The sequence below is a fragment of the Taylorella asinigenitalis MCE3 genome (assembly GCF_000226625.1).
Lineage (GTDB): Bacteria > Pseudomonadota > Gammaproteobacteria > Burkholderiales > Burkholderiaceae_B > Taylorella > Taylorella asinigenitalis.
On sequence record NC_016043.1, the window covers coordinates 909,076 to 933,944 of the forward strand.

Sequence of the window (24,869 nt, forward strand, 5' to 3'; positions counted from 1 at the left end):
CAAAAGCTTATTTTTTGCGTTTTGGAGGTAAATCTGTGCAACTACCGTGAGCAACTTCAGCAGCCATGCCCACCGATTCACCTAATGTTGGATGTGGGTGGATGGTTTTACCTATATCAACCATATCAGCACCCATTTCAATAGCCAAAGTTGCTTCTGAGATTAAGTCGCCTGCATTGGTTCCGACTATGCTAGCACCTAAAATCCTGTGCGTTTCGGAATCGAAAATTAATTTTGTAAAGCCTTCATCCCTACCGTTTGCAATTGCTCTACCTGAAGCTGCCCAAGAAAACAACCCTACTTCTATACTAATGCCCTCTTCTTTAGCTTTTTCTTCAGTTAGTCCAACCCAAGCAATTTCAGGGTCAGTATAAGCAACGTTTGGTATTACTCTTGCATCAAAGGCAGTTTTTAAACCAGATATCACCTCTGCAGCTACATGACCCTCATGAACAGCTTTATGTGCAAGCATAGGTTGTCCAACTATGTCTCCAATAGCAAATATATGACTTATATTAGTACGCATATGATCTGTTACTGGAATAAAACCTCGATCATCTACTTTAACTCCAGCTTTTTCAACATTAATTAGTTTCCCATTAGGTATTCTTCCAACCGCCTGCAAAACCAAATCGTATTTTTGCGGCTCTTTTGGGGCTTTATCACCTTCTAAAGTAACATATATTCCATCTTTTTGGGCTTTAGCTGAAACTGTTTGAGTATTTACAAAAATATTTGCAAACCTATTTTGGTTGAATTTTTGCCATACTTTAATAGCATCTTTATCGGCTCCGCGCATAATAACATCGCCCCTCTCTACAACATCTACTTTTGAACCAAGCGATGAGTAGACAGTGCCCATTTCTAAACCAATGATACCAGCCCCAATGATAAGCATACGTTCTGGAATAAATGGAAGTTCCAACGCACCAGTTGAATCTACTATTCTTTTATCTTTAGGCAAAAATGGAAGTTCAAATGATTCACTTCCAGCTGCAATAATGCAGTATTTGAAGGAATAGATTTTGTTTTCGCCAGAATTTAAAGAGACTTCAAAACTATGTTCGTCATTGAATTTGGCAGTCCCATTGATAATATCAACTTTGCGTGCCTTAGCCATACCAGATAATCCTGTAGTAAGCTTTTTGACCACATTATTTTTGAAAGTTCTAAGTTTATCTAGGTCAATTGAAGGTTCACCAAATGTAATACCATTTGATGCAAGGTGTTTAGCCTCCTCCATAATAGCTACACTATGGAGCAATGCTTTTGATGGAATACATCCCACATTTAAACAAACACCGCCTAAAGTTGGGTCGCGCTCAATAATCGCAGTTTTAACACCTAAGTCAGCTGCTCTAAAAGCAGCAGAATATCCTCCTGGACCTGCACCTAAAACAATCAATTCATAATCAAAATCGCCTTCGGGCTCGGGATAGTCTGAAGCACTATCTGAACTTTCTTTGGATTTTGATTCTTCTGTATCTTTATTTATATCATCAGATTTTTCTTGAGCTTTTTTAGGTGTATCCTGTGATTTTGAGGTATCTGAAGCCTCTTTAGAATCCTTTTCTTTTTTAGAAGATGAAGTAGTATCAGCATCAATCTCCAAAATTACATCACCTTGATTTACTTTATCGCCTAACTTTACTAAAACCTTTTTTACAATACCAGCTTGTTCAGAAGGAATTTCCATTGAAGCTTTATCAGATTCAACTGTTAGAAGACTTTGATTTTCCTCAATTCTATCTCCCTCATTTACAAGCAGTTCGATTACAGTAACATCCTTAAAATCACCAATATCAGGAATTTTTACTTTTTCAGACATATTACTTCCTTAAATCAAAGCTCGTCTAAAGTCAGATAATAGCTGACTTAGGAACGCATTAAATCTAGCTGCCGCTGCACCATCAATAATTCTGTGATCGTAAGAAAGCGAAAGCGGTAAAGTTAATCTTGGTTTAAATTCCTTCCCGTCCCAGACAGGTTTTTGAAAAGAACGGCTAACACCCAAAATAGCAACTTCTGGAGCATTGATAATTGGTGTAAAGTGAGTTCCGCCTATGCCACCCAAAGATGAAATCGTAAAACATCCCCCCTGCATTTGAGTAGGACTTAATTTTCCATCTCTAGCAAGTTTTGCTAGTTCAGCAGTCTCTTTAGCTATATCCGATACAGATTTTTTATCTGCATCTTTAATTACTGGAACTACCAAACCATTAGGAGTATCGGCCGCAAAGCCTATATGGTAGTATTTTTTATAAACTAAATTTTCTCCGTCAATAGACGCATTAAATTCAGGAAATTTCTTAAGGGCTTGTACAACTGCTTTAAATATAAATGCAAGCATCGTGAATTTAGTGCCAGCTTTTTCATATTCCTTATTAAGCTGAACACGGAAAGCTTCCAAATCCGTAATATCCGCCTCATCATTATTAGTAACATGAGGGATCATTACCCAGTTTCTATGAAGGTTTGCACCTGAGATTTTTTTAATCCTTGATAATGGCTTAGTATCGACTTCACCAAATTTAGCAAAATCCACTTTTGGCCAATCAAGCAAAGATAAACCACTACCACCTAAAGTAGAAGATCCTGTAGTAATCCCTCCAGGAGCTGAGAGAGCAGATTTTACGAAGTTTCTAACATCATCTAAAACAATTCTACTCTTACGACCAGTACCCTTAACTTGACTTAAATCTACCCCAAGTGATCTAGCAAACTGCCTTACTGAAGGTGATGCATGTGGAAGATTTCTAATTTCTTTGCCTGAAAGAGCAAATGCGGCTGTTGGTGATTCTTTGGTCTTTCCAACCTTATCCCCTGCATCAGAACTTTGAGCGATATAAGTTTTAGAACTTTGTTTATGTTCACTTTCAGGTGGCAATGCAGTTGCTTCTTCTTTTGATGATTTTGACTTAGGTTCAGTTTGTTCCTTAGGCTCTTTAGGCTCTGAGGCGGCTTCAACCTTTGGCTCCTCTTTCGTATCCTTACTTGAATCATCTTTATCAGAAGGTTCAAGAGTAAGCAATACTACACCTTCACTTACCTTGTCCCCAAGCTTTACACGCATCGATTTGATAACCCCCGATGCACTACTTGGTATTTCCATAGAAGCTTTATCAGATTCGACAGTTATTATGCTGTCGTTTTCCGAAATTGAATCACCCTCTTTAACTAAAACTTCGATAACTGAAACATCATCGAAATCACCTATATCTGGAACTTTTACTTCAACTAATTGACTCATATTTATTCCTATTAAGCTCGTTGAGGATTGACTTTATTGATATCAATTTTGTATTTCTTGATGGCTTCAGAGACTTTTTTAGACTCAATAGAACCTTCATCAGCTAAAGCTTTTAATGCAGAAAGCACTACAAAGTAACGATCTACTTCAAAAAAGTTTCTAAGCTTATGTCTAAAATCTGAACGTCCAAAACCGTCGGTGCCAAGAACGCGATATGTACGATCTGCTGGTATAAATTCACGAATTTGATCAGCAAAAGTTTTCATATAGTCTGTAGATGCAATGATAGGACCTTGTGTTCCTTCAAGCATTTGAGTTACATATGCTTTCTTAGGCTTGCTAGTTGGGTTTAAAAGGTTATAGCGATTTACGTCCAATCCATCTCTACGAAGTTCAGTAAAGCTTGGGCATGACCAAACATCAGCCGAGATTTTCCAATCTTTTTCAAGCAAATCCTTAGCAGCCTCAACTTCCCTAAGAATGGTGCCCGAACCCATTAATTGAACTTTTAATTTTGATTTAAGATCAGATTTTTTAAGTAAATACATACCTTTTAATATGCCTTCAATATCTTCTTCCCTTAAACCAGGCTGAGGGTAACTTTCATTCATTAAAGTTAAGTAGTAGAAGACATTTTCTTGGTCTTCAACCATGCGTTTTAAACCTCTTTGCATAATAACTGCTACTTCATGAGCATATGTTGGGTCATAAGAAACGCAATTCGGAATTGTTGAAGCCATTAGATGACTATGGCCATCTTCATGCTGCAGACCTTCACCATTTAATGTTGTGCGACCAGCTGTACCTCCTAGTAGGAATCCACGAGCCTGCATATCACCAGCAGCATAAATAAAATCACCAACCCTTTGGAATCCAAACATAGAATAGAAGATAAAAAACGGAATCATTATTCTATTATTTGTTGAGTAAGATGTAGCAGCTGCAATCCAAGAACACAACGCCCCTGCTTCATTAATACCCTCTTGCAAAAGCTGACCATCTTTCTCTTCGCGATAATACATCACCTGAGCTTTATCTACAGGAATATATTTTTGGCCTTCATTTGCGTAAATACCAATTTGTCTAAATAAGCCTTCCATACCAAATGTTCGAGATTCATCTGATAGGATTGGTACCACACGTTCACCTAATTTTTTATCTCTAAGTAGCTGATTTAAGAATCTTACAAATGCCTGAGTTGAAGAGATAGAGCGACCTTCAGCGGTAGCCTCATATACTGATTTAAATGCATCAAGTTCAGGGGCTTTAAATTTTTCATCTGAAGTAATACGACGTTTAGGATAATATCCGCCAAGTTTTTCTCGATGCTCTCGAAGATACTTCATTTCTGGTGAATCTTCAGAAGGCTTGAAATATGGAACATCATCTACTTGATCATCAGGAATTGGAATATTAAATCTATCTCTAAAACCCCTAACATCATCTGCACCTAGTTTCTTTTGTTGGTGAGCAGGATTTTTTCCTTGGGCAACGTGTCCGAGACCGTATCCCTTAATGGTTTTAGCTAGAATAACTGTAGGTTGACCCTCTGTTTTCATAGCAGCATCAAAAGCAGCATACACTTTATTTGGGTCATGACCACCGCGATTAAGTCTCCAAATTTCTTCATCACTCATGCGGCTAACCATCTCTAGAGTTCTTGGATCTTTTGCAAAGAAATGCTCTCTCACATAAGCCCCATCGTTTGCCTTATAGGCTTGGTACTCGCCATCTACAGTTTCTTCCATAATTTTTAGAAGAGCACCATCTTTATCTCTAGCTAGTAATGGGTCCCAATAGCTACCCCAAATTAATTTAATAACATTCCAACCAGAGCCTCTAAACTCTCCTTCAAGTTCTTGAATAATCTTGCCGTTACCACGAACTGGACCATCTAATCTTTGTAGATTGCAATTAATAACAAAAATCAAATTATCTAATTTTTCACGTGAAGCAAGACCAATAGCGCCCATTGATTCAGGTTCATCCATCTCGCCATCCCCGCAGAAACACCATACTTTACGTTTTGATGTATCCGCTATTCCACGTGCATGTAGATATTTAAGGAAACGAGCCTGATATATAGCCATCATTGGGCCAAGTCCCATAGAAACAGTTGGGAACTGCCAGAATTCAGGAAGTAATTTTGGATGAGGATAAGAAGGAAGACCATTTCCGTCTACTTCTTGGCGGAAATGTTCTAGTTGCTCTTCAGAAATACGACCTTCAAGAAATGCACGAGAATAAATTCCAGGAGATGAATGACCTTGGAAATACACTAAGTCTCCACCGTGGTCTTCAGTCTCAGCATGCCAAAAGTGATGTTGACCACAACTAATCATAGTAGCCAAAGATGCGAAAGAAGCAAGATGGCCTCCTAATGTCCCGCCATCGCCTGGGTCCTGTCTATTAGCTCGTATAACCATAGCCATTGAGTTCCAGCGAACATAAGCTCTAATTCTAGCTTCAAGTTCTAAATTACCTGGATATTTAGGCTGTAATCCTGGTGGTATTGTATTTACGTAAGCAGTCTGAGGATTAAAAGGAATATTTGAACCAGATCTTCGGGCTAGTTCTGTAAGTTGTTCGATAAGGAAATGTGCTCTTTCAGGCCCGTCGCGATCTAAGACAGATTCAAGGGCTTCGAGCCATTCCTTAGTTTCGGTCTTATCAATGTCGTTTTGCTTAATAGTCATATAAAACACATCTCCTATATATTCATAAGATTAATGAAATTCTGTAATTTTAACGGATTTTACTATTAAACTTTTTAATAAAAGTTACCAATCAGATAAAGAAATAGGTAAAATTTCTTGTCTCTTAAATTTAGTAAGTATGTACGATAATACTCAATTTTTAAGTCAAAATTTCACCCCTAAAAAGCGTTCAAGAATGCTGCCTTGGGTAGTTTTGTTTGCAATAGTTGTACTCTTAATACTTATATTTCTCTCTGTTCTTGGTTACCAAGACCTTAGGAATTATATAAATTCTTACTCACACGAAAATGGCTTAAAAAATCATCAAGATTTACTTTTCTTTATTATTCTGCTTCTAGCTGTGTTTATTCTTTTTATCTTCACTTTAATGTGGAAGGATGCACGCGAAAGATATAGAACAGAACTAAAACTTGAAAATGAAATTTTATTCCGAAGGGCTATGGAAAATTCCATGTCCACTGGTATGCGAGTAATTGATCTTAAAGGACAAATACTTTACGTTAATCCAGCCTTTTGTAGACTTATCGGATGGGATGAAAGTTCATTAGTTGGCACATCCCCACCTTATGCATATTGGATTCCAGGAAATCATAAAGAACACATTCGCTCAATGGATATAGTTTTAAGTGGTAGAACACCAACTTCTGGCATTGAAATAGACGTACAAAGACGTGATGGCTCACAATTTACAACTTGCTTATACGTCTCCCCTTTGAGAAGTCCAAACGGTGAGCAAATGGGATGGATGACCTCTATGACTGATATTACTGAGTCTAAGCGATCACGCCTAGCATTGTCTGCAGCTCATGAACGCTTTATGACAGTACTAGAAAGTATGGATGATGCTATATCAGTTTGCTTTAAAGGAAATAAAGGACTTGAACTCTTATTTGCGAATCAAAAATATCGAGCTTTCTTTGGCAATAGTCCTCAAGGACATCAGGAATTATCTGATACTCAAAATATAAATTTTGAACAAACTAATCTATATAAATCCCCTTCGCTAAATTCGTGGTTTGAGGTTAATTCTAGATCCTTAACCTGGACTGATGGAAGAAAAGTGACACTTCAAGTTGCACGTGACGTTACTGAAAAACTCAAAAACGAAGAAGCGTATAGAATGCAACAAGAAAAAATCGAACTCACCAGTAGATTAACAACTATGGGTGAGATGGCCTCTATGCTAGCGCATGAATTAAATCAACCTTTAACAGCAATTGTTAACTACAATTCAGCCATCTTAACTATTCTGAGAGAAGATGAACATACCCATCCAAAAGTAATAGAAGCCCTAGAAAAATCAGCCAAACAAGCTGAGAGAGCGGGTAGGATTATTAGTCATATCCGAGCATTTGTAAAAAGACATGAAGCCAGACATCAGACATCAGATATAGCAAATATAATAGATTCTGTATGCGATTTAGCAGAAATTGAAGCTAAAAAAAATGGTGCAACTCTTGATATTGTTATGGATAAGGACATTCCAAAAATTCTTGCTGACCCTATTCTTATACAGCAGGTAATTTTAAATTTAATCAAAAACGGTATCGAAGCCATGCAAAATAGCAAGGAAAAACTCATAAGAGTTATCGTTAGAAAATTAGAAAAAGATTTACAAATTCAGGTTGTGGACCACGGAAGCGGATTGAAAAATCCTAATAGAGTTTTTGAACCATTTTTCAGTACTAAAGAAAAAGGTTTAGGTATGGGGCTAAATATTTGTAGAACAATTGTAGAGGCTCATCATAGCAAGCTCATTGCCATCCCAAATCCTAAAGGTGGGACGATTTTCCAATTTTCCCTACCCTACGCAAATTCATTTTTACAGTCAGAGGAGTAATTCATGTCAAGCTCGCAAACTACTATCTATATTGTGGACGACGACAATGCGGTACGCGATTCTCTTAGGTTTTTACTTGAAACTAATGGATACATTGTCGAGACCTTTCCAAGTGGAGAACAATTTTTAGAATCTTACAAACCTGATTCTGTAAGTATTTTAATTACCGATGTTCGTATGCCTGGTATGTCAGGTTTACAACTTCAAGAAGAAATGAACAGTAGAAAAATTGATATTCCTATAGTATTTATTACTGGACACGGAACTGTACCAATGGCTGTGTCTACTATGCAAAGAGGTGCTGTTGATTTCATAGAAAAACCATTTAACTTAACTCATATTCAAAAAGTTATTTCTCGCCTTATTAATGTTGCTCAAGATCGAGCTGAAAAAACTAAAAATCAAAAAGCAAATGATGCACTTTTAGGCAAACTTACTAGTAGAGAACAACAAGTTCTAGAAAGAATTGTTGCTGGCCGTCTGAATAAGCAGATTGCCGATGATTTAAGTATCAGTATTAAGACTGTAGAGGCTCATAGGGCTAACATTATGGAGAAGCTTGAAGTATCTAATGTTGCGGACCTTATTAAGGTTGCACTTAAATCCTCTAACATTCATAACTAAGAGATATACATGTCAGAAATTATTGATGGCAAAGCCTTGTCAGCTCAAATAAAAGAAGGACTTTCAGATCGAATTAACACTCTCAAATCAAAAGGAATTACTCCATCATTAACCGTGATTTTAGTGGGAGATGATCCAGCATCTGCAGTTTATGTAAAAAATAAGCACCAAACATTTATAAATCTAGGACTTATAAGCGAAGTTGTGCGACTTCCCGCAGAAACAAGTCAAGAAAAGCTTATTGAACAAATTGAGAAATTAAACAAAGATGATACTGTACACGGGATATTGATACAGTTGCCATTGCCACCTCATTTAAATAGCCAAATTGCTATATCTTCTATTGACCCATCTAAGGACGTTGATGGATTTCATATAGAAAATGCGGGGGCATTATTGACGGGAAATCCTAAATTTATACCTTGCACCCCTTACGGTGTTATGCGTATGCTCAAATCAAAGGATATTTATATTCGTGGAGCGGAGGCTGTTATTGTGGGGGCAAGTAATATTGTTGGCAAACCTATGGCCCTACTTCTTCAAATGGCTGGTGCGACAGTTACCATTTGCAACTCAAAAACACGTGATTTAGCCGCTCAAACCAAAAGAGCCGACATTCTCGTGGCGGCCGCTGGCAAACCGCATCTTATTAACGGCGAAATGATAAAAGATGGAGCTGTTGTTATAGATGTTGGAATCCATAGAAAAGAAGATGGAAAATTATGCGGTGACGTTGATTTTGAATCTGCTTCTAAAAAAGCCTCTTTCATAACTCCAGTACCAGGCGGGGTCGGACCCATGACTATCGTAATGCTTCTAGTAAATACAGTAGAAGCCGCTGAACGCAAAGCTGGAATTACTCCTCAAAGAGAAGGAATTATTTAATGCTTACAAACAATCCATTAGTAGTTGGAATCAATGAATTTATTGATTACAGTGCAGTAAAAGCTGAACATATTGAGCCAGCAATTAAATTTTTAATAGACGAGAATAAAAAATTTGTTGATGAATTGGTAGCTGCTCCTACACCATTAACATGGGAGACATTTGTTCATCGCCTAAACGAAAACTCAGCTCAATTAGGAAGAGCTTGGCAAGTAGTGGGACACCTGAATTCGGTTGTAAATACGCCAGAATTGAGAGAAGCGTTTACAAAAACATTGCCACTTATAGTGGAACATTCAACTTTAATGGGCCTAAATAAAGACCTATATAAGCACTATAAAGCATTAGCTGATCAAGATTTGAATCCAGAATATGCTTCATACTCAAAAGAGCAAAAAAGAATTCTTTATCTTGCTCTGCAAGCATTTAAATTAAGTGGAGTTGAACTTGAGGGAGAGCAAAAGCAAAAGTTTATTGAAATTTCGGACAAGCTTGCTCAGTTATCGCAAAAATTTTCTGAAAATTGTTTGGACTCAGTTGATAAATGGTCCTACTATGTTTCAGATATAAATGAGCTTAAGGGGCTGCCTGAGGATGTTATTGCTTTATGTAAGGAATTAGCAGTTGCTGGAGGAAGGCCTAATGAATGGAAATTAGTTGTGCAAATTCCTGTATATGTGCCAGTAATGCAATATGCAGAATCTGAAGATTTAAGAGAAAAACTTTATCGTGGCTTTAGCACTATAGCTTCGGAAAACGGCAAACCTGAATTCGATAATTCATCCAATATTGAACAAATCTTGCATCTTAAAAATGAATTAGCAAAAGTTTTAGGATTTAAAGATTATGCGGACCTTCAACTTGAAACTCGCATGGCTAATGATTCTCATGAAGTAATGAATTATTTAGATGATTTGGCTAAACGGTCAAAACCTTTTGCACAAAGAGATTTAGATGAGCTCAAAAGCTTTGCTAAAGCTGAATTTAACAAGGAATCCCTTAACCCATGGGATATTGCTTATTATTCAGAAAAACTTCGTAAATCTAAATATTCTTATTCGGATGCAGAGCTTAAGCCCTATCTTCCTGTAGATTCAGTATTCTCTGGCTGGAAAAAAATTATTTCTGAACTTTTTGGTGTTACCTTAAAAGATATTCAATTGCCTAAATGGAATAAAGATATAGTTTCATTTGAAGTCACAGATACCAAAAGCGGAGAACTATTAGGACATCTTTATGTTGACCTATATGCGAGAAATGGAAAACAAAGCGGTGCTTGGGTAAATATAGAACGCAATCGCATGAAAACCGAAAATGTTTTTAGTACTCCGATTGTTTATTTAACATGCAACTTTATTCCACCCGTTGATGGAAAGCCTTCGCAACTTACACATGATGATGTAATAACACTATTTCATGAGTCTGGGCACGCATTGCATGCTTTATTAACCAAGGTTGATGAAGTTGATGCATCGGCATTTAGTGCAGTTGAGTGGGATGCCATAGAGCTTCCATCACAAATGATGGAAAATTTTGTGTGGGAGGAAGATGTAATGAATCTCTTGAGCTCGCACATTGCCACCAAAGAGAAACTGCCACCAGAATTATTTGAAAAAATATATAAGGCTAAGAATTTTCAAAGTGGCATGTTTAATGTGCGTCAACTTGAATTTGCCCTATTTGATATGACTCTTCACATTGGTATGAAGGATCTTAAAATTGCCGATGTTATGCGAATTTTAAAAGAGGTTCGCGAAAAAGTGGCTGTTGTGATTCCACCAGACTGGGCTCGCTTCCCGCATAATTTTTCTCATATTTTTGCAGGCGGTTATGCGGCAGGCTACTACAGCTACAAATGGGCAGAGGTTCTTTCATCTGATGCTTATAGTTTATTTGAGGAAAATAGGCTTGCAGATGGTTCAACACTAAATCCTGAAATTGGTTTGCGTTATAGAGAGCGGATTCTTGAGGTGGGCGGTTCTAAGCCTGCTGAGGAATTTTTCAGAGATTTCAGAGGTCGCGATCCTCAGCCAGATGCAATGCTTCGACACCAAGGATTGATATGAAAAGATTGATTTCAGCATTAGTGATTGGGTGGGGTACGTGGGCATTGCCACCTGTACTAGCGGGCGTAAACACCGCACAATTAGCTCAAACTGATACGACGGTATATCCTATCAAAGGGAATCTTCCCGATCTTAAATTTGAATTAAATTCAACGGATAAATCGTACACAGAAGAGGATTTTAAGGGCTATGTGACCTTAATCACATTTGGATACGCATCCTGCCCCGATATATGTCCAACAACATTAGCTGAGCTAAATATTCTTCAAAATTCATTGTCACCTGAGCAAGCTGCTAAGGTGCGTGTTATTTTTATTTCTGTGGATCCGTATAGGGATACGCCTGAGCTTTTGAAAAACTATGTCAGTGCATTTAGCGATAGGATATTGGGTTTGACTTCGGACGAGAAAACTATAGCGAAATTAGCGAAACGATATCGTGTGGCATATCAAATCGAAAAGCCGAAAAACGATGATCCAAATGCGTATTATGAAGTTATGCATGCGCGGGGTATATATATTTTCGATCAAGATTTGAATGCAAGATTTTTAGCGACAAATGCGATTGAGACGGATAAGCTTCGCAGCTCTGTGATTAAGCTTATAGAAGGAAAATAAAATAAAGGCCATCGAATTATAGATGGCTTTTTTGTGTTTGATTTGCGGACCCGCCCTTATATTGTGGCAATGTCCACGTACCTCATCCTCTTATATCAATGCCCCAAATAAGCTTTTCTTACTGCATCGTTTGATAGAAGATTTTTTCCCGTATCTTCTAAGACAACCTTGCCTGTCTCAAGAACATATCCTCTATCTGCCACTTGCAATGCTTTATTTGCATTTTGTTCCACTAAGAAAACGGTCACACCAGATTCTCGTATGGTTTGAATAATTTCAAAAATCTGAGCGATTATTAAGGGAGCAAGCCCTAAAGTTGGCTCATCCAAAAGCAGCAATTTTGGTTTACTCATAAGTGCACGACCGATAGCAAGCATTTGTTGTTCGCCTCCAGACATAGTGCCCGCCCTCTGTTGAGCCCTCTCTTTAAGTCGCGGAAATAAATTAAAAACGTGTGAGATACCCTCTTCAACTTCGCTTTGTGATTTGAAAAAAGCCCCCATCTGCAGATTTTCATTTACAGTCAGACCAGGGAAAACACGTCTCCCTTCAGGAGATATGGCAATGCCCTTTCTCATAATCTCATGTGTTTTTAATTTCGTAATATCCTCGTTTTGAAATAGCACTTGGCCGTTAGTAGCATGGGGATCTCCGCATACTGTTTTTAAAATAGTAGTTTTGCCCGCACCATTTGCCCCAATTAGAGTTACTATTTCACCTTCGTTTACGTGAACTGATACGCCATGCAATGCTTCAATCGCCCCATAATGCGTAAAGATATTCTTTAATATAAGCATGTTCTACTCCCCTAAATATGCTTTGATAACTTCAGGATCATTTCGCACTTCGTCAGGGAGTCCTGTAATCAACGGTTTACCCATCTCCATAACCATTATTCGATCTGATATATCCATAATCAAACTCATGTCATGTTCGATAAGTAGAACTGAAAGGTTGTATTCTTCTCTAAGTTTATTAATCAGAGATGATAGCTCTTTTTTCTCTTGTGGATTTAGTCCTGCAGCAGGCTCATCCAAAAGCAATAGTTTTGGTTGAGTAATCATGCAGCGAGCTATTTCTAATCGTCTTTGATGTCCATAGGCTAAGTTACCTGCTTCACGATTTGCATATGCCCTAAGACCCATAAAATCAAGCCATTTCATTGCGTTATCTAAAGCAATTTTTTCACTTCTTTTAAAAGATGGTAATCGCAGAATCCCAGCCAAAAAACTAGCCGATAATTTATTGTGTTGAGCTACTAATAAATTTTCTAAAACTGAGAGGTTTTTAAATAGTCGCACATTTTGGAAGGTTCTAACAAGTCCATAATTAGCAACTTGATGACTAGATTTACCAGTGATATCTTCTCCAAAAAGCTGAACTACACCTTCAGTAGGAGTATAAAACCCACTTACACAATTAAATACAGTGGTTTTCCCAGCCCCGTTAGGACCGATAATTGAAAATACTTCGTTCTTATAAACATCAAAGCTTACGCGGTCTACAGCTAATAGACCGCCAAATCGCATCACTAAATCTTTTACTGATAATACGATTTCGTTTTTCATGCAGAAACCTCCACATGAGGTCTTTTAACTGGAAATAATCCCTGTGGTCTCCAAATCATCATAAGTACCATAACTAGACCAAAGATTAGCATCCTATATTCAGCAAACTGTCTAGCCAGCTCTGGTAAAACGGTCAAAATAATTGCAGCAAAAATAACCCCGATTTGAGAACCCATACCACCTAAAACCACGATAGCAAGAATCATAGCCGATTCCATAAATGTGAATGCTTCTGGATTCACTAAACCCTGACGAGCAGCAAAAAATGCACCCGCAAAACCTGCACACATCGCACCCAATGTGAATGCCGATAACTTAATTTTAGTAGGATTTAAACCTAATGATTTGCATGCAATTTCATCTTCTCGCAATGCTTCCCAAGCCCTACCAACAGGCATCCTAAGCAAGCGATTAGATAATAAAAGAGTAAGAATCGCTAATATCAAAGCTAGCAAATATAAATAAATTACAGAGTCCATAGAATCAAACTTCCACCCCATTAATTGATGGAATGTCTCTTGACCTTCAGGAGCTCTTCTTTGCATTGGATAGCCAAAAACTGTAGGCTTTGGAATGCTCGATATGCCGTCGGGACCCCTTGTGATACTCACTAAATTAATAAGCAGAAGACGAATAATTTCTCCAAAACCAAGAGTCACAATCGCAAGGTAATCACCCCTCAGACGCAACACAGGAAATCCTAACAGAAATCCAAATCCAGCTGCAAATAAGCCTGCAAGTGGCAATGCCTGCCAAAACGACCAATCAAAATAATAAAACAATAATGCGTAGGTATACGCTCCAACCGCATAAAATCCAACAAATCCTAAATCGAGTAAGCCAGCAAATCCAACAACAATATTTAGACCTAAACCAAGCATTACATAAATAAGCACTAAAGTGGCAATATCTACTGAAACTCGATTTCCGAAAAATGGCCAAACAAACAATGCTACTAAAATCAATAACAGTATGGTATTCATCTGAATTGCTTTTAGATTTAGGTTTATAGGCTTCCCATACTTCCCTTTGAGATTTACTTTTTTAAGCAATGGAGTCACAAATAGCTGCACTAAAAAGACGATTACGCAGCCCCACAAAGCGAGCTTGAAATCAGGATCAATAGCTATAACACCATTTTCTCGCGTAAGTTTAAGACCTAGAATAGGCACCGCAAGTAAAGCCGTTAATATCGCGGATAACACCGCATTTTTCAAAGCATGCGTCATACTTTTTCTACCTCCGGCTTACCTAATAAACCACTTGGTTTAAATAAAAGTATTAATACAAGCAGCCCGAAAGCAACAATATCTTTATATTCAGATGCTATATATGCCGCAGCCATAGTTTCTGTAACGCCAATAATAAGTCCGCCCAAAATAGCCCCAGGCACGCTTCCAATTCCCCCAAGAACAGCAGCTGTAAATGCTTTAATACCCGCAATAAATCCTATGAATGGATTAAGTTTACCTATTGTGATGGCAATGAGCACGCCTCCAACCGCAGCAAGTACCGCCCCCAAAATAAAGATTACAGATATCACTTTGTTTGTATCGATACCAAGCATATTAGCCATCTGTATATCTTGTGAACAAGCCCTAGATGCTCTCCCCATACGAGATTTTTTAATAAACAGTGTAAGGGCTACCATCAAAACAAATACAACCGCAATGATAAGAATTCTTGCGTAAGAGATGACAATCGTAAAATCATTTGAAAATGTGAACTCAAAAGCCCCTGGCAGTATATTTGGAACTGCAACGTCTTTTGCTCCCTGACCTAAGGCTACCCAGTTTTGCAAAAAGATAGACATAGCAATTGCTGAGATTAATGAAATTAGTCTAGGACTGTTTCTTAGAGGACGGTATGCCACCCTCTCCACAGCATAGCCGTAAACACCTGTCACAAGAACAGATACGACAAGCATACACGCAATTAAAACGGGAACAGGAATAGAACCATCTACCCCGAGCACAGCTAAAGTAATTAGACCAACATAAGCACCAATCATATAGATTTCGCCGTGTGCAAAGTTAATCATACCTATAATGCCATAGACCATCGTATATCCGATGGCAATAAGTGCGTAAATCGCCCCTAATGACAATCCATTAAAGAGTTGTTGAAAAAATTGAGGTAAAAAATCAGCCATTATTAATTATTTTCTTTTGATAATTGCTCAGATCTATTTCGAGCAGCTTTCATCGCTTCTTTTACGATTTCTTTAAAATTATGTTTTTCAAATACATCCAAGGCCGCCCTTGTTGTGCCTCCTTTAGATGTGACATTTTCTCTAAGCTTAGATACAGGAGTATCAGAATTAGATGCTAGTAAACCTGCACCTACAACAGTTTTTATGGCAAGTTCCTCAGAAGTATTTCTATCCAAACCTAGCTCAACACCACCTTCTACAAGAGCCTCAATAAAATAGAAAATGTAAGCTGGGCCACTTCCTGATAGGGCTCCTACAGAATCCATTAAAGACTCATCTTGTAATTCAATTGTTAAGCCAGTAGTCCTAAGAATAGACTTAATCATTGAATACTCTTGTTCTGACACACTCTTTGGTGCAAATATACCAGTCGCCCCCATACCTAAAGAAGTTGGCGTGTTCGGCATACATCTAACAATTTTTTTATGCCCTGAAAGCCAACTAGAAATTACTTCCGTTGATAACCCTGCTGCAACACTTAAAATAAGAGTATCCTCACGTATATATTTAGCAATGCTCTCGCATAACTCTCTCATATTCTGAGGCTTTACAGCCAAAATCCATAACTTAGTATTTGATAGATTTTCCTGTACATTTAATAAACCTGAAGCCCCAAGTGAGGCCCAAATTTCTAATTTATCTTTATTTTTATCGAAAACATCTACAATAAGCTGAGGCAAATCTCCAGATTTAATGCCTCTATTAATTCCGTTCATTATGGCAGAAGCCATATTTCCGCCACCTAGAAAAGCAATATCGCTCATAGACTTTCCAATAAAAAGCCCCCATTTTAATCAAATTCTTATCAAAATGTTTCTATTTTGAAAAAATTGGATTTATGGGGACCGAAGTAACTATTTAACTGAGGTTTTAGAGCCGTCTTTTTTCCATTGAACTACATCAAAATCAAAAGACTTAAGGTCTCCAGATTCCTGCCATGATAGATCACCAACTACAGTTTTAACAGAGTTTGCGTGCAACCAGTCTGCAACTTTTTCTGGATCCTCGCTCTTAGTAGCTTCAATAGCTGCAACTAAAGCTTGGGTTGCTGCATATGAAAGCAATTGGAATGCACCACCAGCGTCACGTTTTTTCTCATTGAAATATTTAACAATTTCTTCGTTACCTGGAAGAGTCGTATAGTTTGGCGGGAAAGTCATGTATAGACCGTCTACAGCATCTCCTGCGATAGCAACGATTTCAGGATTCCCTGAACCTTCAGGTCCCATAAATTGAGCGTCAAACCCTTGCTCTTTAGATTGTCTTAATAACAAACCTAACTCAGGATAATAACCACCAAAATAAACAAAATCTACACCTGCAGATTTGAATTTAGTGATCAAAGCTGAATAGTCAGTATCACCTGCGTTAATAGATTCATCAAAAGCAACTTGCATACCAAGTTTTTCTAATTCGTTTTTAACTGAAGTAGTAACACCTTTACCGTATGCTTGTTTATCATTAACTAAAGCAATTTTCTTAGGATTTTTAGATTTAATGAATTTTGCAGCTGGTGGACCTTGTTGATCGTCACGACCAATAGCTCTAAAGAAGAAATGATAGTCTTTTCCGTCTGTAATTGATGGAGAAGTACCAGATGGAGTAATTGCAACTACACCCTCTTCGTCTAGAATAGGAGCCGCACCATTAATAGGGCCTGAGCAAGTAGGACCAACTACAAATTTAATGTCTTGGTTAACAATAGAGTTTGCTGCGATTGGACCTTGTTTAGGTTCACAACCGTCATCTACTACTACAAACTCAATAGTTTTTCCGCCTAAAACACCACCTTTAGAATTAATGATTTCGGCAGCTGTAATAGCACCTTCCTTAACCATATCTCCATATTGAGTGTTAGGGCCTGTAGTAGGAGTAACAAGACCAAATTTAATAGAGTCAGCTAATGCAGTTGCTGATAATACTTGCAAACCTAATGCAAGTGCTAAAAGAGAACGTTTCATAAAAACTCCAATAATGGGTAATGGATTTAGGATAATCCAATAGTCTCTAGGATAAAAGAACTAATTTATAGGGGAAAATACTAAATTGTAAGCATAATTTGTAACTAGATGTTACCGATTTTCGTTTTTCCCTTTATTTTTGGGATTTTTAAGCAAATAAAATTGTAAATTTTTAGTAAAAGAGCGTTTTGAGTATGTTGTTTTTAGACAAATAAAACGCCCCAAACCACGTATAAATTGGTTTGGGGCATATGTAACAAAATATTTATTATTTGTTGAATCGAGTAGCAACAGCCTTCCAATCAACGATTTCCCAGAAACCTTTTAAGTAATTAGGACGAGAATTGCGATGATCGATATAGTATGCGTGCTCCCATACATCACAGGTTAGTAATGGAGTACCTGAATCCTCAGAAATTGGGTTTTTAGCATTGCTAGTATTAACGATATCTAGTGAACCATCCTTAGCTTTAACAAGCCAAGTCCATCCAGAACCGAAATTACCCGTAGCATTCTTATTGAATTCCTCTTTAAAGGATTCAAATGAACCCCATTTTTTGTTGATAGCTTCAGCCAATTCACCTTCAGGTTCTTTTTGACCGTCAGGAGAAAAGCCAAACCAATAGAAAGTATGATTCCACACTTGAGCAGCATTATTAAATACGCCACCTTCAGCCTTTTTTATGATTTCTTCTAAAGTTGAATCTGCAAATTCAGTACCTTCGATTTGTTTATTCAAATTGTCTACATAAGTTTTATGGTGTTTACCATAATGGTACTCAATAGTTTCAGCTGAAATATGTGGGCTAAGTGCATCTTTTGCATATGGCAATTCTGGTAGTTTATGTTCCATAATAATCTCCTTTTTGGAATACTCACTTCATTTTAATTCATATTCCCTTCAATTATTTTTCGAAATAGCTTCAGCTTGTAACTCAGAGTCCACAAATTCGATTTTTATTAAATCTCCTATCCCCACCTCATGGGCAGACTTTATTAATTTGCCTTCAGAATCATAGACAATTGAAAACCCTCTGCTGAGTACCCCTTTTGGATTGTATGCCTTTAAATTTGAAATTAATTGGGTGGCAATGTTCCTGCAAACCATCAATTTTTTTTCAAACTCAGAATTTAAATTTGTAAACACACTTTTTAATCTACTCATATGAATAGACCTATGTTTATCATGTAGTAACTGTAGCTGACTAACAAGGCCATTTAATTTATCATTGTTCTGTGCATAAATTGAAGATGGGAATATTAACCCTGAAACAGCTAAAGCCAATCTTTTTGAAAAATCTCTTGCTTTTGTTTGTATTTCAAAATTCAAATCTTTTTGCAGGTCCTTTAATTGCGTTCTTTTTTGACTTTCAATTTTAGAGACACGCTCTATAAGTGACTGTTTTAGAGACAGAAGATTGTGAGTTTGAATTTTTAGATAAATTTCTGGGGATACTAATTTTGCAGTAAGAATATCTAATTTTTGATACCGGTTATTAATTTGATTTTCCTTAAACTTATGTAAAGTATTAATTAAAGTACCAATATCATTAAGATATTGCATGGTCGACTGGCTAACAATTTCTGCAGCAGCCGTAGGGGTTGGTGCTCTATGATTAGCCACTAAATCTGAAATCGTGAAATCTACTTCGTGGCCAACGCCAGAGATAATAAATGTTTTTAATTCGGAAATAGTGCGTGCTAATTTTTCATCATTAAATGCCCATAAATCTTCAATACTTCCACCACCACGAACAAGCAAAATAGCTTCATGATTTTCTTGATCAGCCCTCAATAAAGCTGAAATCAATTTTTCTGGGGCCATCTCACCCTGCACTAAGCTTGGATAAATCGTTATATTTATATGGGGAGTTCTTCTCTTAAGAGTCGTTAATACATCGTGTAGGGCTGCTGCACCAAGAGATGATACAACTCCTACTGATCTAACAAATGGCAATGGCAGAGGTCTATCTTGTTTTTTATTAAAAACACCCTCAGAGTCAAGTTTTCTTTTTAAAGCCTCAAATTGTTCATACAACGAGCCCCTACCGTGTTCAGTTATTTTGCTAACTACAAGTTGCAAATCTCCCCTTGGGAAATAGATATTTGCCTCAGCATTGATTGAAACTTCAAGCCCATCTTTTGGGACAAAGTTAACGCCTCGTTTATGGAAATGGAACATTACGCATTTAACCAAAGCATCTGATTTATCCTTTAAGGAAAAATATGCATGGCCTGAAGAATAAACTTTAAATCCAGATAATTCTCCGACCACTAAAATATCCTTAAAATTATTTTTAAGAGATAAATTTAATTTATTAAGAAATTCGGATACCGTGATGGGCTCAAGCTGTTGGTTTTCAGGCATAATTGTTTCAAAATCCTCATTATATGGAGAAAAATACTGAAATTTACTATAGAAAATCTAAAAAATTTTAATATTTATCCCAAATCAAATTTTTCGTAAACTCTAAAGGAAACTTCTATAAGTTAGGTCAAATTTGTATAATATGACTTTAAGAAACACTCATAACATATTGATTTTTAATCAAAATTTTTATTACAAGCAAATTGCACACTTTTTAATCATGACCACCTAGAGACCTACAAATACGTCATTAAGATGAGTTATCCACAGGATTTTCCACAAAAATTTTGGATAACTACATTTAGTAACAATTTGTTCCTTCCTTGTTTCAATTTCTAGTCATTAATATAAAATATTTCCTAAAGTATATAAATTTTCTCTACGATATGGGTGCAAATTTTCGCCTTAAGGTTGAATCTTTTCTGTTAAAAAACTGGCAGGACAAAACATTTTTTTATTATGTTCTCCTTCCCTTTTCCTATGTTTATAAATTTATAGCTAAAAGTAAAAAGATTACCCAAACACCCCATCAAAGTAAGATTCCAGTTATTGTAGTAGGAAATATTTTTATTGGTGGAACAGGAAAAAGTCCGATAACAAAAAGCATTGCCACCTACTTAAAGAACAAAGGTTTAAAAGTAGGAATTATAAGTAGAGGTTATGGGATTGATATCGACCCAAAAATCCCAAGATATGCATCACCTGAGAGCGAAATCCAAAATCTTAATCTTTTTATTGGAGATGAGCCAAGTGAGCTCGCCTCGGTTGCTCCAATTGCCGTAGGTCCTGATCGCAATGCTGATATAGACAAATTACTAAATGAGAACCCAGATATCGACATAATAATTTCGGACGATGGGCTGCAAAACACTTCTCTATTTAGAGATTTAGAAATTATTGTTTTTGATGATCGGGGGGTGGGAAACGGTCAAGTACTTCCATCAGGTCCTCTTAGAGAACCAATAGAGAGAATTAAAAAAGCAGATTTTGTTGTTATAAATAGTGATAAACCTATTCAGATTCCTTATGCATTGCCATCTCAAATAGTTAACAGTAGGATGCTTATTTTGGATATAGAAAATTTGCGATATGGGGATACTTTTAATCCCGATATTGCTGATAGTCTTGAAAATCCAAAAATAGCTATGGCAGGTATAGGTAATCCTCAAAAATTCTTTAATACTCTAAAATACGCGGGGATAAAGATTGATAAATTTATTCCTCTAAATGATCATTTTTCTTATGATATAAACTATCTAGACGACTTAGAAAAAGCTGTTTATTTTGTTACTTCTAAAGACGCTTCCAAAATTAGGCCTTTAATTAAAGATAAAAATCTTAAGGCTATGATTTATTGCGTTCACGTGGAACCTGAATTTGAACCAGCTGATTTTTTAGAAAGACTCTATAGTAAAGTTATTGAACTTAAGGATAAGAAATGAAATTTGAAAATCTCGTTTGCCCAGTCACAAAAACTCCACTTAAATACGATGAAAAAAGACAGGTATTGATTTCAGAAGAAGCTAAATTAGAATACCCTATTCGCGATGGAATTCCAGTATTGCTTCAAAATGAAGCTACCCCTATTAAGGAAGCTCAAGAGTAATAATGTTTCATATAATCATTCCCGCAAGACTTCAGTCTACACGTCTTCCACGTAAAATGCTGCTAGACCTAGGCGGTATCCCTATGATTGTTCGAACTGCTCAAAGGGCTATGCTTTCAAATCCTAGCTCTCTCACAGTTGCGACCGATAGCGAAGAAATTTTTAATATTTGTCAGTCATACAAAATTAATTGCCTAATGACTAGAGAGAGCCATAGTTCTGGATCGGAGCGATTATCTGAGGCGGTAGAAAAATTAGGTTTTAGCGATTGTGAAGTTGTGGTGAATGTTCAAGGAGATGAACCTTTTATTGATCCTGAAATTATCTCTAGTCTTGCGGATATATTAACCGAAAGCACTCATTGCTCCATAGCAACTTGCGGTGCACCTTTTAGTGATGGTTATGATTTTATAGACCCAAATAACGTTAAAGTTATCTTCAATAAAAACTTTGAGGCACTATATTTTTCAAGAGCCCCTATTCCATGGAATCGCTCAAAATGGGTGGATGTAGCATCTGTCACACCAGATATATCTTCTTGTGCGTTACATCACATAGGCATATACGCCTATAAAGTAAGTTATCTGAAAGAATTTAAAACATTGGAGCCAAGCGAATTAGAAACTGTAGAATCGCTTGAACAATTGAGAGCTTTGTACCATGGGCATAAAATCAAAGTGCTTGAATGGCGGAAACATTGCCACAAAGGAATTGATACTCAAGAAGACCTTGAAAAGGCTCGACAAATAATTTGTAATTTATAATAATTCTCTTAAATTTAAATCAAGGTAGCATATGCGTCTAATACTTCTTGGACCGCCTGGAGCTGGAAAAGGCACTCAGGCCAACTTTATCAAAAATAAATACAATATCCCTCAAATCTCTACAGGAGATATGCTGAGAGCAGCCGTTAAAGCGGGTTCAGAGCTTGGTCTAAAAGTTAAATCTATTATGGAATCTGGTGGGCTTGTATCGGACGATATCATTATCAATCTAGTAAAAGAGCGTCTTACAGAAGATGATTGCAAAAAGGGTTATTTATTTGACGGCTTTCCACGCACTATTCCACAAGCCGAAGCTCTTAAAGAAGCTGGAGTTGACCTTGATTACATTATCGAGATTGATGTACCTCAAGATGAGATTATTGATCGCATGAGTGGTAGAAGAGTTCACCCAGCTAGTGGTCGTTCTTATCATATTAAATTTAATCCTCCAAAAGTTGCGGGAAAAGATGATGAAACTGGAGAGGATTTAATTCAACGGGACGACGATAAAGAAGAAACCGTGCGTAAAAGACTGCAAGTTTACGAAGATCAAACAAGACCACTTGTAGACTACTATTCAAAATGGGCTGAATCTGGTGATCCTAAAGCACCAAAATATATAAAAATCAATGGTGTCGGAGATGTTGACTCAATTTCACAATTGATCGTAGACTCTCTATGAGTTTGCTCAAATCCGCTGTCACAATCTCAGGATTAACTTTCTTATCTCGAATTACTGGTCTAATTAGAGATATTCTTATTGCACGAACCTTTGGTGCATCTGGTTTAACAGATGCCTTTTGGGTTGCTTTTCGCATACCTAACTTATTGAGGCGTTTATTTGCTGAAGGGGCGTTTTCTCAAGCTTTTGTACCAATCCTAGGTGAACAAAGGGCGAAATCTGATCATGGTACGGTTAAAGGGCTTATCGATAATGTAGCGATTATTTTGTTTTTAGCTCTTATCGTAACAAGCATTGTGGGCATAATAGGTGCACCCATAGTTGTCTATTTAATCGCAAGTGGATTTCACGATGACCCCGTATTAATGAATGATGCGGTTTGGATGACACGAATCATGTTTCCATACATTGTTTGCATGTCACTTATTGCCCTAGCCTCTGGTGTTCTTAATACATGGAAGAAATTCGCAATTCCAGCTTTCACACCCGTATTACTTAATTTAAGCATGATTTTCTCATGCTTTTTCTTAATTCAATATTTCACGCCTCCCATCTATGCTTTGGCTGTAGGTGTGATGATTGGCGGTGTTGCACAGCTTTCAGTTCAGATGCTTGCTCTTGCGAAAATTGGCCTTTTTCCCGATATTAGAAAAAGTGCACGCAAGGCATGGAAAGATCCAAACGTACGCAGAATAATTCGTCTAATGGGGCCTGCGATTTTGGGTGTGTCTGTTGCTCAGATATCAATATTAATAAACACGAATATTGCTTCTTGGCTAACCCCAGGGAGTGTCTCTTGGTTATCGTTTGCAGACCGAATTATGGAATTTCCGACAGCTTTGCTTGGCGTTGCTCTTGGAACAGTACTATTACCGAGCTTAAGCGAAAGCATTGCCAAAGACGATAAGGAAAATTATGTCAGGCTCCTTAACTGGGGGTTGAAACTTACATTCTTGTTAGGCATTCCATGCATTGTTGGCATGTTTCTTCTTGGTGAAGGTCTTATTTCTACTATGTTTAACTATGGGGCTTTCGGATTTGATGATGTCCGCATGACTAAATTTGCTGTTACTGCTTACGCCGTCGGTTTGCTAGGAATACTTTGCGTGAAAATATTAGCTCCTGGCTATTATGCTCAACAAAATATAAAAACGCCCGTAAAAGTGGCTGTAGTTGTGCTTATAGCTACGCAAATATTTAATTTGTTTTTCGTCCCTATTTTTGACCATGCTGGTTTAGCCCTCTCTATAGGTCTTGGTGCAATATGCAATTCAACTTTGCTATATATTGGACTACGTCGTCGGTTTCCTATTCATGTCAAGGGGATTTGGCCTAGATTTTTCTTGCGCGTCACACCTGCAGTTATTCTTTTATCCTTATGGCTTTGGTTTGCTGATACCAATGTTGACTGGACCATGCAATCTATTGAGGGATGGAATTACTATATAGCTCTAAAACTTAATACTCTATTTGGATTAGATCTGGATTTTAGAAGCAATGCTCACATATTAGGTAGAGCTATTGTTCTTGGATTTATCATACTAGTAAGTATGGTGATATATTTTGTAGCTCTCTACTCATGTGGGTTTAAAATCAAAAATCTTAATAAAAACAACGCTTAACTGTTGCTTATTGAGCAAATTTACTTGAATTGCTTTTTCAAACTTATTAAAATAATAGTCTTTTATTAGAAATTTTAAGATAAGGTT

General features: G+C 37.1%; 21 protein-coding genes. 10 read left to right on the forward strand and 11 right to left on the reverse strand.

Going from position 1 to position 24,869, the window contains the following annotated elements; all coding sequences use genetic code 11:
• Positions 1–7: 7 nt before the first annotated feature.
• Genes lpdA through aceE form a run of 3 tightly spaced genes read right to left on the reverse strand, consistent with a single transcriptional unit; the run spans position 8 to position 5,946 of the window.
• Positions 8–1,828 (reverse strand): dihydrolipoyl dehydrogenase, encoded by a 1,821-nt coding sequence (gene lpdA / locus TASI_RS04415; protein WP_014111566.1) that lies wholly within the window; start codon positions 1,826–1,828, stop codon positions 8–10.
• Positions 1,829–1,837: 9 nt separating this feature from the next.
• Positions 1,838–3,250 carry a dihydrolipoyllysine-residue acetyltransferase gene (gene aceF / locus TASI_RS04420; RefSeq protein ID WP_014111567.1) on the reverse strand — a complete coding sequence of 471 codons (1,413 nt, stop codon included), beginning with the start codon at positions 3,248–3,250 and terminating at the stop codon, positions 1,838–1,840.
• 11 nt (positions 3,251–3,261) lie between these two features.
• Positions 3,262–5,946 carry a pyruvate dehydrogenase (acetyl-transferring), homodimeric type gene (gene aceE, locus TASI_RS04425; RefSeq protein WP_014111568.1) on the reverse strand — a complete coding sequence of 895 codons (2,685 nt, stop codon included), beginning with the start codon at positions 5,944–5,946 and terminating at the stop codon, positions 3,262–3,264.
• A gap of 196 nt (positions 5,947–6,142) precedes the next feature.
• Here aceE and TASI_RS04430 point away from each other — a divergent pair, with 196 nt between their 5' ends.
• Genes TASI_RS04430 through TASI_RS04450 form a run of 5 tightly spaced genes read left to right on the forward strand, consistent with a single transcriptional unit; the run spans position 6,143 to position 11,999 of the window.
• Complete coding sequence (locus tag TASI_RS04430; RefSeq protein ID WP_015551111.1) at positions 6,143–7,807, forward strand: PAS domain-containing sensor histidine kinase; 1,665 nt, start codon at positions 6,143–6,145, stop codon at positions 7,805–7,807.
• A 3-nt stretch (positions 7,808–7,810) separates the two neighbouring features.
• The gene (locus tag TASI_RS04435; RefSeq protein WP_014111570.1) at positions 7,811–8,431 is read left to right on the forward strand and encodes a response regulator transcription factor; all 621 of its coding nucleotides are present in this window, start codon (positions 7,811–7,813) and stop codon (positions 8,429–8,431) included.
• Between the two features lie 9 nt (positions 8,432–8,440).
• Complete coding sequence (gene folD / locus TASI_RS04440; RefSeq protein ID WP_014111571.1) at positions 8,441–9,316, forward strand: bifunctional methylenetetrahydrofolate dehydrogenase/methenyltetrahydrofolate cyclohydrolase FolD; 876 nt, start codon at positions 8,441–8,443, stop codon at positions 9,314–9,316.
• Positions 9,316–11,382 (forward strand): M3 family metallopeptidase, encoded by a 2,067-nt coding sequence (locus tag TASI_RS04445; RefSeq protein ID WP_014111572.1) that lies wholly within the window; start codon positions 9,316–9,318, stop codon positions 11,380–11,382. Before folD ends, TASI_RS04445 begins: the two co-directional genes overlap by 1 nt.
• On the forward strand, positions 11,379–11,999 hold the full coding sequence (locus TASI_RS04450) for an SCO family protein (RefSeq protein ID WP_014111573.1): 621 nt from the start codon (positions 11,379–11,381) through the stop codon (positions 11,997–11,999). Before TASI_RS04445 ends, TASI_RS04450 begins: the two co-directional genes overlap by 4 nt.
• Positions 12,000–12,094: 95 nt before the next feature.
• On the opposite strand, the gene TASI_RS04455 is transcribed toward TASI_RS04450, so the two are convergent.
• From TASI_RS04455 to xseA, 8 genes are all read right to left on the reverse strand, one after another.
• A complete protein-coding gene (locus tag TASI_RS04455) occupies positions 12,095–12,796 on the reverse strand; it encodes an ABC transporter ATP-binding protein (RefSeq protein ID WP_014111574.1) in 702 nt (233 codons plus the stop codon).
• A gap of 3 nt (positions 12,797–12,799) precedes the next feature.
• On the reverse strand, positions 12,800–13,567 hold the full coding sequence (gene livG, locus TASI_RS04460; protein WP_014111575.1) for a high-affinity branched-chain amino acid ABC transporter ATP-binding protein LivG: 768 nt from the start codon (positions 13,565–13,567) through the stop codon (positions 12,800–12,802).
• Positions 13,564–14,796 carry a high-affinity branched-chain amino acid ABC transporter permease LivM gene (livM, locus tag TASI_RS04465; protein ID WP_014111576.1) on the reverse strand — a complete coding sequence of 411 codons (1,233 nt, stop codon included), beginning with the start codon at positions 14,794–14,796 and terminating at the stop codon, positions 13,564–13,566. Before livM ends, livG begins: the two co-directional genes overlap by 4 nt.
• Positions 14,793–15,719, reverse strand: a complete 927-nt coding sequence (gene livH, locus TASI_RS04470; RefSeq protein WP_014111577.1) for a high-affinity branched-chain amino acid ABC transporter permease LivH — start codon at positions 15,717–15,719, stop codon at positions 14,793–14,795. The genes livM and livH overlap by 4 nt, the downstream gene beginning before the upstream one ends.
• Positions 15,720–15,721: 2 nt before the next feature.
• On the reverse strand, positions 15,722–16,543 hold the full coding sequence (gene proC, locus TASI_RS04475; protein WP_014111578.1) for a pyrroline-5-carboxylate reductase: 822 nt from the start codon (positions 16,541–16,543) through the stop codon (positions 15,722–15,724).
• A 90-nt stretch (positions 16,544–16,633) separates the two neighbouring features.
• Positions 16,634–17,740 carry a high-affinity branched-chain amino acid ABC transporter substrate-binding protein gene (locus TASI_RS04480; RefSeq protein ID WP_014111579.1) on the reverse strand — a complete coding sequence of 369 codons (1,107 nt, stop codon included), beginning with the start codon at positions 17,738–17,740 and terminating at the stop codon, positions 16,634–16,636.
• A gap of 268 nt (positions 17,741–18,008) precedes the next feature.
• Positions 18,009–18,593: a superoxide dismutase gene (locus tag TASI_RS04485; RefSeq protein ID WP_014111580.1), complete on the reverse strand. Its 585-nt coding sequence runs from the start codon at positions 18,591–18,593 to the stop codon at positions 18,009–18,011.
• 48 nt (positions 18,594–18,641) lie between these two features.
• Positions 18,642–20,108 (reverse strand): exodeoxyribonuclease VII large subunit, encoded by a 1,467-nt coding sequence (xseA, locus tag TASI_RS04490; protein ID WP_014111581.1) that lies wholly within the window; start codon positions 20,106–20,108, stop codon positions 18,642–18,644.
• 386 nt (positions 20,109–20,494) lie between these two features.
• Here xseA and lpxK point away from each other — a divergent pair, with 386 nt between their 5' ends.
• From lpxK to murJ, 5 genes are read left to right on the forward strand one after another with little or no spacing between them, the layout of a single operon-like run.
• Entirely contained in the window at positions 20,495–21,550 is a 1,056-nt protein-coding gene (lpxK, locus tag TASI_RS04495) for a tetraacyldisaccharide 4'-kinase (protein WP_014111582.1), read from the forward strand.
• The gene (locus TASI_RS07800) at positions 21,547–21,714 is read left to right on the forward strand and encodes a Trm112 family protein (RefSeq protein WP_014111583.1); all 168 of its coding nucleotides are present in this window, start codon (positions 21,547–21,549) and stop codon (positions 21,712–21,714) included. Before lpxK ends, TASI_RS07800 begins: the two co-directional genes overlap by 4 nt.
• Positions 21,715–21,716: 2 nt before the next feature.
• On the forward strand, positions 21,717–22,478 hold the full coding sequence (gene kdsB / locus TASI_RS04500) for a 3-deoxy-manno-octulosonate cytidylyltransferase (RefSeq protein WP_014111584.1): 762 nt from the start codon (positions 21,717–21,719) through the stop codon (positions 22,476–22,478).
• A gap of 31 nt (positions 22,479–22,509) precedes the next feature.
• On the forward strand, positions 22,510–23,160 hold the full coding sequence (gene adk / locus TASI_RS04505) for an adenylate kinase (RefSeq protein WP_014111585.1): 651 nt from the start codon (positions 22,510–22,512) through the stop codon (positions 23,158–23,160).
• Positions 23,157–24,782, forward strand: a complete 1,626-nt coding sequence (murJ, locus tag TASI_RS04510) for a murein biosynthesis integral membrane protein MurJ (protein WP_014111586.1) — start codon at positions 23,157–23,159, stop codon at positions 24,780–24,782. The genes adk and murJ overlap by 4 nt, the downstream gene beginning before the upstream one ends.
• Positions 24,783–24,869: the final 87 nt, after the last annotated feature.

What these genes read in the sequence shown, in the direction of transcription:
- lpdA (WP_014111566.1), bottom strand. Translation starts at nt 1,828, where the DNA reads ATGTCTGAAAAAGTAAAAATTCCTGATATTGGTGATTTTAAGGATGTT.
- aceF (WP_014111567.1), bottom strand. Translation starts at nt 3,250, where the DNA reads ATGAGTCAATTAGTTGAAGTAAAAGTTCCAGATATAGGTGATTTCGAT.
- aceE (WP_014111568.1), bottom strand. Translation starts at nt 5,946, where the DNA reads ATGACTATTAAGCAAAACGACATTGATAAGACCGAAACTAAGGAATGG.
- TASI_RS04430 (WP_015551111.1), top strand. Translation starts at nt 6,143, where the DNA reads ATGCTGCCTTGGGTAGTTTTGTTTGCAATAGTTGTACTCTTAATACTT.
- TASI_RS04435 (WP_014111570.1), top strand. Translation starts at nt 7,811, where the DNA reads ATGTCAAGCTCGCAAACTACTATCTATATTGTGGACGACGACAATGCG.
- folD (WP_014111571.1), top strand. Translation starts at nt 8,441, where the DNA reads ATGTCAGAAATTATTGATGGCAAAGCCTTGTCAGCTCAAATAAAAGAA.
- TASI_RS04445 (WP_014111572.1), top strand. Translation starts at nt 9,316, where the DNA reads ATGCTTACAAACAATCCATTAGTAGTTGGAATCAATGAATTTATTGAT.
- TASI_RS04450 (WP_014111573.1), top strand. Translation starts at nt 11,379, where the DNA reads ATGAAAAGATTGATTTCAGCATTAGTGATTGGGTGGGGTACGTGGGCA.
- TASI_RS04455 (WP_014111574.1), bottom strand. Translation starts at nt 12,796, where the DNA reads ATGCTTATATTAAAGAATATCTTTACGCATTATGGGGCGATTGAAGCA.
- livG (WP_014111575.1), bottom strand. Translation starts at nt 13,567, where the DNA reads ATGAAAAACGAAATCGTATTATCAGTAAAAGATTTAGTGATGCGATTT.
- livM (WP_014111576.1), bottom strand. Translation starts at nt 14,796, where the DNA reads ATGACGCATGCTTTGAAAAATGCGGTGTTATCCGCGATATTAACGGCT.
- livH (WP_014111577.1), bottom strand. Translation starts at nt 15,719, where the DNA reads ATGGCTGATTTTTTACCTCAATTTTTTCAACAACTCTTTAATGGATTG.
- proC (WP_014111578.1), bottom strand. Translation starts at nt 16,543, where the DNA reads ATGAGCGATATTGCTTTTCTAGGTGGCGGAAATATGGCTTCTGCCATA.
- TASI_RS04480 (WP_014111579.1), bottom strand. Translation starts at nt 17,740, where the DNA reads ATGAAACGTTCTCTTTTAGCACTTGCATTAGGTTTGCAAGTATTATCA.
- TASI_RS04485 (WP_014111580.1), bottom strand. Translation starts at nt 18,593, where the DNA reads ATGGAACATAAACTACCAGAATTGCCATATGCAAAAGATGCACTTAGC.
- xseA (WP_014111581.1), bottom strand. Translation starts at nt 20,108, where the DNA reads ATGCCTGAAAACCAACAGCTTGAGCCCATCACGGTATCCGAATTTCTT.
- lpxK (WP_014111582.1), top strand. Translation starts at nt 20,495, where the DNA reads ATGGGTGCAAATTTTCGCCTTAAGGTTGAATCTTTTCTGTTAAAAAAC.
- TASI_RS07800 (WP_014111583.1), top strand. Translation starts at nt 21,547, where the DNA reads ATGAAATTTGAAAATCTCGTTTGCCCAGTCACAAAAACTCCACTTAAA.
- kdsB (WP_014111584.1), top strand. Translation starts at nt 21,717, where the DNA reads ATGTTTCATATAATCATTCCCGCAAGACTTCAGTCTACACGTCTTCCA.
- adk (WP_014111585.1), top strand. Translation starts at nt 22,510, where the DNA reads ATGCGTCTAATACTTCTTGGACCGCCTGGAGCTGGAAAAGGCACTCAG.
- murJ (WP_014111586.1), top strand. Translation starts at nt 23,157, where the DNA reads ATGAGTTTGCTCAAATCCGCTGTCACAATCTCAGGATTAACTTTCTTA.